This is a genomic window from Actinomyces naeslundii (genome assembly GCF_001956585.1).
Lineage (GTDB): Bacteria > Actinomycetota > Actinomycetes > Actinomycetales > Actinomycetaceae > Actinomyces > Actinomyces naeslundii.
In genome coordinates, this window is record NZ_MSRR01000021.1 from 1 (window position 1) to 7,777 (window position 7,777).

Genomic DNA, 7,777 nt, shown 5'->3' on the forward strand with positions numbered 1-7,777 from the left:
CATCCTTCATGAGTCTCGTCGCAGCCTTACCATCACGATCCCAAAGCCATAGAATTAACTGGATGGTCTCTACAGGCTCTTCCGACACGCTGTCCCCTCGCCACTTGCTGATCCTGGACGTTGTGGTGGTGGTCGCGGTTCTCGGCTACGGCCTGCTGGTTCAGGGAGTGCCTGCCGTGGGCACCTCACCGCTCAGTCTCCTCGTCCAGGCCGGACTATGTCTGCCGCACCTGCTTCGCCGACGCTTCCCCACCGAAACCTACGCCATCACCTTGGCCTTCGGCATCGCCCAGCTGGGGCTTGGCATGGGCCCGCTGGTGGCCGACGTGATGGTAGCGGTGTCGTTATGGTCTCTGGCAACCCTGCGCCCACTGAGCGTGTCGCTGTTCGGAGCAGCCGCCGCGTTGGCTTGGTTGGTTGCACTGGGTCTACTGCATCTAGGGAGAGGGGGGTTCGATCTCGGCGAGCTGAGCACCGGCGTTCTGTTAGTCGCGGTGGCATGGTTTGCCGGCCGGCTGAAACGCACCCGGCGCGCGCATCTGGTTTCGCTGCGTGAACGCGCCGAATACCTGGAGCGGCAACGAGAGTCTGAGTTGCGCATGGCATCCATCAACGAGCGCACCCGCATTGCCAGAGACCTTCACGACGTCATCTCCCACAGCCTGTCAGCAGTAACGCTGCTAGCCGACGGCGCTGTCGCATCTGTCGACACCAACCCCACAGACGCCCGAGACGCAATGGTGCGAGTACGCGATACGAGCCGGGAAGCGATGAAGCAGATGCGCTCGATGCTAAGCGTGCTGCGCACCGATGATGACCAAGACCTTACTCCCGCACCTCGCCTGGACGACGTTAGCTCCCTACTGGCCGAGGCTCGCGCAGCAGGGACACCTGTCCACGCCTCACTTGCCGAGGTAGATGCTCCTGCTGACGTGCAAGTGGTTGCCTACAGAGTCATCCAGGAAGCGTTGACCAACGTCCGAAAGCACGCAAAGACGGCACAACGTGTCGAGGTAGAGATCGCCCGAATAAACCATGAGCTACGTATCCGTGTCACCGACGATGGCCAGGACTCCACCCAACCAGAACAGGGACACGGACTGATCGGCATGACTGAACGAGTAACGGCTCTGGGTGGCATCCTCCACGCCAGTCACTACCCTACCGGAGGCTTCGAGATACTCGCCCAGCTGCCGTTACGAAGGGAAAACCCATGACACACACGCTCAGCGCCCCGATCAAGGTGGCTGTCGTCGACGACCAGGAGATCGTTAGAGCAGGCCTGCGCATGGTCCTTGGCGCGCACCCAGACGTGAAAGTCGTCGGCGAGGCCACTAACGGGGCCGAGGTTCCGGCACTCGTGGCGCAGACCCACCCTGACGTGATCCTCATGGATCTGCGAATGCCTGAAGTTGACGGCATAGAAGCCACCCGACGACTCCGAGCCCACACCAGGACGCCCGACGACAAATCACCAGGAGTCCTGATTCTCACAACGTTCGACCTGGATGAGCACGTGTTCGAGGCACTCAGAGCCGGGGCTAACGCCTTCCTGGCAAAGGATTCTGAAACCCATGACCTCATTGAGGCCATCAAGCATGTCTATCAAGGTGACGCCGTGGTTCAACCCCGCATCACCAAACGACTAGTTGAGCACTTCATCAGCCGCGAGCCCTCTGCCCATCCCTCCGACGACGATGTCAATCGCTTGGAGTCGCTCACTCCACGGGAACAGGAAGTGCTAGGACTCGTCGCATCCGGCCTCAGCAATTCAGAGATCGCCACTGCTCTCACGCTATCCGAGGTCACGATAAAAACGCACGTTGGTCGACTGCTCACCAAACTGTCATTACGGGACCGGACCCAGGCAGTGGTGTTCGCTTACGAGACCGGCTTCGTCCGTCCTGGAAATAGAAACCACCTTTCCACCACGTCGGATGATACTTGAGAAGGACCCCAGAATCATCCACCTGCACGACGACAGGCCACAGTCACCCCTGACATCGTGGAGCCATGGACATCGTCAGAACATACCAACTCACCAAGCGCTACGACTCACGCACCGTTGTGGACGCCATCAACTTGCAGGTTCCTGAGGGAAGCGTATACGGCTTCATCGGCCCGAACGGATCCGGAAAGTCCACAACCATGAAGATGCTGCTGTCCCTCGTGACCCCCACCAGTGGCGGCGTCCAAGTGATGGGACGCACGATGGACAGATCCACGCGACAAGCATTGCTACGACACATCGGCTCACTCATCGAAGCTCCTCCTGGCTATCGACATCTGACCGGAGCCGAGAACATGAGGATTGTGCAACGCACGCTCGGCCTACCTGATGCCGCCGTCACAGAGGCTGTAGCGGCCGTTCGGATGCAAGATCAAATGAACAAGAGAGTCCGCAACTACTCGCTAGGAATGAAGCAGCGTCTCGGTATAGCCATGGCACTGGCCCGTCGTCCTCGACTATTAGTACTGGATGAGCCCACCAACGGTCTGGATCCGGCCGGAATCGAGGAGATGCGCTGGCTGATCGGCACGCTCGCTAGTCATGGCACAAGCGTCATGGTATCAAGTCACATTCTTGGAGAGGTGGACAAGATAGCAGATGTCATTGGCATCATCAGCAACGGCTCTCTAGTGTTTCAGGGAACTCGGGATGATCTGTTCAAGACATCGACACCGGATGTGCTGATCGAGACCTCTCACCCCGATCATGCCGCCTCTGCACTGCGGCAACGATCCAACATTCCAGCAACCGTGGATCGTGGTCGGTTGAGACTGCCAGGATTCGATCAACACGCCACAGCCGGCGTCGTTAAGGAACTTGTCAATGTCGGCGCTCCAATTTACTCAGTATACCGTGATGAGCAGCGTTTAGAAGATGTGTTCATGGCGCTCACACGAGGAGGGCAGTTATGAGACTCCGGCTCATTATCAACGAAATCGCCAAAATGAAGCGGCGGCATATCGGATTAGTCGCCTCAATTCTCATCCTCTCTGTGGCAGGAATGTCACTCATGGGAGCAGCCTCCGGCGGGACGGACATACTAACCTGGCAAGCATTGCTGGCTGGCACTTCGCTGGCCTTCCCCATGACCTGTCCTTTGTTAATTGCCGTCATCGCCAGTCGAATTGTGGACATGGAGCACGAGGGCAATGGTTGGCTGGCAGGCCTATCAGGAGGAATCGGAACTGGCCAGGTATGCAGAGCGAAAATGGTCGCTGCTGGCCTTGTTGTGACTTTGACAACCATTGCAGCTTCCGCCCTGCTAGTAACTCTGGGCACTCTCTTGGGCGCTGACTCCCTGCCGGTTGAGCTGTGGCTAGGACACACGTGCGCCATCCTTTCAATCAATTTAGTAGTTCTGGGCGCTCACATACTCCTCTCAGCGCGGGTGGAAAACCAACTTGTCGCGCTGTGCCTGGGCGTCGTCGGCACGATCATCGCCGCAGTGTCCAGCGGGCTTCCCAACTGGCTAGCTGCGCTAACCCCATGGGGTTACTACTCTCTAGCGGCCGCGGCCGATTACCGCGATACCGGCCTGGTGACACTTACCCCCGCTTATGGTCCAATCGCTGCACTAACAATAATCGCTGCAATCGCATTTATTGCCCTCACCCACCGACTAGATTCTCAGGAGGTCTAGCATGATTGCCAGAACTTCGACAGCCCTTGATACAAACTCATCTTCTCCGTCCCCACTGTTGGCGGAACTACTCAAGTTGCGCCGATCCCAGCCGCTCCTAGTCGTCATCGGGCTACCCCTCGTTGTCACCGGAACCGGCATCATTAATACGCTTTTCTCAAGACGCGGTCTTGAAGACGGCTGGAACACACTCTGGCTACGTACAGTCGGTTTCCACGGGTTGTTTCCTCTGGTACTGGGAGTGGCGATCCTCGCCTCCCTCGTGTGGCGTCTAGAGCATCGGGATAGCAATTGGAATACTCTCATGACCAGCCCCATAGGAGCCACACGTATTGCATTGGTTAAAACACTAGCCATTGCCGGGCTCGCAGCCGCCATGCAGGCCACTATGCTGATCGTGGTTGTTGCGACGGGAAAGGTACTGTTTGCCCTGCCCGGCTTGCCACCAGCCCATCTCCTCGCCTCCGGCACCCTGGTTGCCGTGGCTTGCGTACCCTTGGCAGCATTCCAGTCATCTATATCGATGCTGATACGTTCCTTTGCCGGGGCGGTGGCGCTGGCAGCCGCGCTCGCCGGAGTCTCTGTCAGTCTACTGACAGCCAAAATAGGCTCAATATCCTACACGCTACCCCATGCCTTAGCGACTCGCACAGCGTTGCTCGGCTCAGGGATGTTCAGTGACCCCAGCCATCCCGACATGACAACATTCGGCGGGATCGCAACCACGGCAGTCATACTGACATTGTTGATCGTCGCATCAACCGGAAGGATTCTCAAATGCCGAGATCTCTACACCTAACAACCATTCAGCAGATTCATCATCTACTACCAATACTCCCAGGGCAGACGTCATCACACATCATCTTAGCATTCGACTTCTTATCAGTTAACTAAGAGCTACATGAACTGAGGAGAAGCCGCCTCCTTAGGGAAGAATCGCGGGACGCCTAGCCCGCCCAGGGAACACGAAAGCCAGAGAAGTTTGCCGTCATGCACCCCCAATCAACATGATATGTGGTCAATTTGATGACAGCATCGATAACGAGCTTCGTTGATAACGTTCTGCAACCTTAGAAAAGGGTGCGGAAATTCCCTCGGGCGAAGTTCTGAAATTGAGGCACATAAGCACTTCAATCTACAATAACGTCCCAATTATAATACCAGTGAAACCAGTCAGCGTTTTGGCTGCATGTTTTTAGGCGCATAGCGACCGACCTCAGATTGAATGGCGCTAAGGCAGCCCAGATAGTGCACACCACCCTCGACTACATACAACGCTACATGTGGCACAAAACAGGTAAGGAGCCCGATGGGTCAGTGAAGCAGTGCCAAAACCACTTCGACTGCTGAAAGTTGACGAGAAACCGGAAGTTGTTTTTTGCTGAGTCTCGCATCCCTTCGGCTACCCAATGTCATTTTATCACTCCAGCGGATTGAGGCATATAAATTATGCGAGGACGCATGGATCCGCTTCGAGCGAGAATACTGGCAGCAGCCAACCCAAGAACAATCCGATCGAAGCCAGAGTCAAAATCTCCTCTCCTTCCTCCACTACGATAAAAGGAATTCGATTGATGATTCACACGCTGATTGTAGATAATGACATGCTCTTCCGCGCAGGTATACGAATGATGATTGATTCATCCTCCGACATCACAGTCGCCGGAGAAGCGACCACCGGACTTGAAGCGCTGGACATGATTCAAGCAACCAACGTGGATATTGTTCTCATGGATATTAGCATCCCTCAACTCAACGGAGTAGAAGCGACTAAAAAAATCGTCGACATTCCCAATTGTCCTAAGATTCTCATCCTTACCTCCTATGGGATGGATGAAGAGCTGTTCAATGCCCTTGCGGCCGGCGCCACAGGTTTTCTACTCAAAGACTCACCACCTGAGGGGCTCCTTACAGCTATCTCATCTGCATACAACGGCAATGCTGTCATTTCGCCTCAGTTAACAAACAAACTCGTCGAGGAGTATACATCAAAAGAAAATAAAGTTTCGCCAATCAATCAAGCATTGTCGAAACTGACAGACAGGGAACGTGAGGTGTTAGAATTGATCGGTCTCGGAAGGAACAATGCGGAAATCGCTCACGAACTTTTCATTGCGGAGGTAACAGTAAAAACCCACGTCGGCCGAGTCCTGCGCAAGATTAATGCTCGAGACCGTGTTCACGCAGTAGTTCTTGCCTATCATGCCGGAATCGTTAAGCCCGATGGCGGCCCCGATAGCGACTCCGTCTTCTACGGATCCAAGCAGAGCGCATAAGACCTCTTCCCCCTTCTTTCCGCGAGCTTCGCCGCATCATCGAAATCGCAGCCAGTGTCCCCAGCAGACTCCAGATAATCAAGACCAAAGTTGTCTCAAGCATTCGCCACGACTGCCCCACTTCTGCAACAACCGCTGTCTCCGGCATCAGCGCCCCTCGGACTCCGAGGCCGATCCAATATACCGGGCTGGCTTGACTCAGTATTTGACTCCACAGAGCCTGCCCGGACACAGGGTAGAATATTCCCGAAAGGCTAAGCAACCCCATCATGCCAAGTGAAATGAAACTTAGGTTGCGCGGATGGCGGATAAGTGATCCAAAGGCTGCTCCCCATGGCAATGTCGATGTCAGGCCAAGAGGTAGCACCCAGGTCAGGGCAAGCAGTCGCGGGCCGCCAAGAAAAAAGTTTCCGAATAGCGCGGCGGATGCAACCATTATAACGAGTATCGTAATCAGAGTTAGAGCAACCTGACATAGCACCTTGCCGATCAGGTAAGTATGAATTCCAAACGGGATGGTACGTGCACGCATCAATGTGCCTTCTTCCCGCTCGCTGATCAGATTGGTAGCTAGGCCCATAAAGCCAGTGAATAGCAGGTTCATCGAAATAATTCCAGGTAGGGCATAGCTTCCTAGCGATCCGCCCTGAACAACGACACCTCTCAGAAAATACATCACCACCAGAGCAACAATCGGAAAAAAGGTGTAGTTTAGAATGTACGACAAACTTTGATTCAACTCAATCCTGCCACGCTCTATGCCTAGCTTCACAATACTAGTCAACATACGGCATCAGTCCGTTCAGACGCAGTAGAATACGCATGCAGGTGAGCGTCTTCCACGTGACCGATCATTTCCAAATACGCGTCATGGAGGCTAAAGGGGCGCACCTCCAAGTCAGTAATATGCGGCTTCGTCAGAGAAAGATCCCGAACGAAGGGAACGCTTTCTGATACTGTTTTGGAGTACAGCCTTTCATGCTCACGCCACGAAACCCTGGTTCCCCAGGAGTGTTTTCTTGCAATAGTTTCGGTGGTTCCTCTAGCGACGATTCGACCAGAAACGAGTATAGCAACAGAATCCGCCAGTAACTCGGCTTCTGTTAGGTCATGTGTTGTGAGCACCATTGCCGTGGACCTTTGACGTGCGATGGAGCGAATCAGTTCATGAAAGGCCGCACGGGCCTCAGGGTCAAAGCCGGTGGTTGGCTCATCAAGAAAAATGAGCTCAGGGTTACCAACCAATCCGATCGCCACATCAAGACGCCGACGCTGACCTCCGGAAAGTTGACCAATACGACGATGGGCCTGCGCCGTAAGCCCAACTGCCTCCAGTAGTTGATCCACATTCTGGACTCCGCGCGGTGATGGCACTAATCCAGAGTAATGAGCTGTTAAATGTGCTAGCAGTGTACGCACCGACCATCGACGATGGTCTCCCCACGACTGCAGAACCATGCCGATTCGAGCTTGCCATCTCTCGTCCCCACACTCAGGATCAGTACCGAGCACCAGCACCTTTCCACCGGTTCGACAACGCAGCCCCTCAAGGATTTCAATCGTAGTTGTTTTACCCGCACCGTTGGGCCCAAGTAGTGCGACAACTTCACCCGGCGCAACCTTAAGATCAACGCCTCGAAGAACCTCCGTATTTCCATACGACATCTTCAAACCGCGCACATCGAGTGCGTAGGGTGGGATCGGAGCCTGTTTACGGACGAATCGGGTCCTGGCCACATCCATATACCTTCTTCTCCTCCGTATTAGTGTGATCTCTCTCAACAGACACATCCAGGGGTGACGCCATATGGCGTCACCCCTGGATTGTGCAGACTACTCCTTGGAGTGGTC

The 7,777-nt window shown here is 54.9% G+C and carries 8 protein-coding genes; 6 read left to right on the forward strand and 2 right to left on the reverse strand.

Annotation, left to right across the window (positions count from 1 at the left end; all coding sequences use genetic code 11):
• The 6 genes from BKH33_RS10000 to BKH33_RS10025 all read left to right on the forward strand — a co-directional run.
• Window positions 1–1,217, forward strand: a 1,217-nt coding sequence (locus BKH33_RS10000; protein WP_081395125.1) for a sensor histidine kinase, incomplete at its 5' end; no start/stop codon positions are given.
• A complete protein-coding gene (locus BKH33_RS10005; RefSeq protein WP_003780043.1) occupies window positions 1,214–1,948 on the forward strand; it encodes a response regulator in 735 nt (244 codons plus the stop codon). The genes BKH33_RS10000 and BKH33_RS10005, both read left to right, overlap by 4 nt.
• A 65-nt stretch (window positions 1,949–2,013) precedes the next feature.
• Window positions 2,014–2,922: an ABC transporter ATP-binding protein gene (locus tag BKH33_RS10010; protein ID WP_003780067.1), complete on the forward strand. Its 909-nt coding sequence runs from the start codon at window positions 2,014–2,016 to the stop codon at window positions 2,920–2,922.
• Window positions 2,919–3,650 (forward strand): ABC transporter permease, encoded by a 732-nt coding sequence (locus BKH33_RS10015; protein WP_076142723.1) that lies wholly within the window; start codon window positions 2,919–2,921, stop codon window positions 3,648–3,650. Before BKH33_RS10010 ends, BKH33_RS10015 begins: the two co-directional genes overlap by 4 nt.
• 1 nt (window position 3,651) lies before the next feature.
• Entirely contained in the window at window positions 3,652–4,449 is a 798-nt protein-coding gene (locus BKH33_RS10020; protein WP_003780008.1) for an ABC transporter permease, read from the forward strand.
• Window positions 4,450–5,224: 775 nt separating this feature from the next.
• Window positions 5,225–5,926 (forward strand): response regulator, encoded by a 702-nt coding sequence (locus BKH33_RS10025; protein WP_003780014.1) that lies wholly within the window; start codon window positions 5,225–5,227, stop codon window positions 5,924–5,926.
• On the opposite strand, the gene BKH33_RS10030 is transcribed toward BKH33_RS10025, so the two are convergent.
• Window positions 5,865–6,713 carry an ABC transporter permease gene (locus BKH33_RS10030; protein WP_076142725.1) on the reverse strand — a complete coding sequence of 283 codons (849 nt, stop codon included), beginning with the start codon at window positions 6,711–6,713 and terminating at the stop codon, window positions 5,865–5,867. The two genes, BKH33_RS10025 and BKH33_RS10030, sit on opposite strands and share 62 nt — an antisense overlap.
• Window positions 6,707–7,606: an ABC transporter ATP-binding protein gene (locus BKH33_RS10035; protein ID WP_216095233.1), complete on the reverse strand. Its 900-nt coding sequence runs from the start codon at window positions 7,604–7,606 to the stop codon at window positions 6,707–6,709. Before BKH33_RS10035 ends, BKH33_RS10030 begins: the two co-directional genes overlap by 7 nt.
• Window positions 7,607–7,777 lie beyond the last annotated feature (171 nt).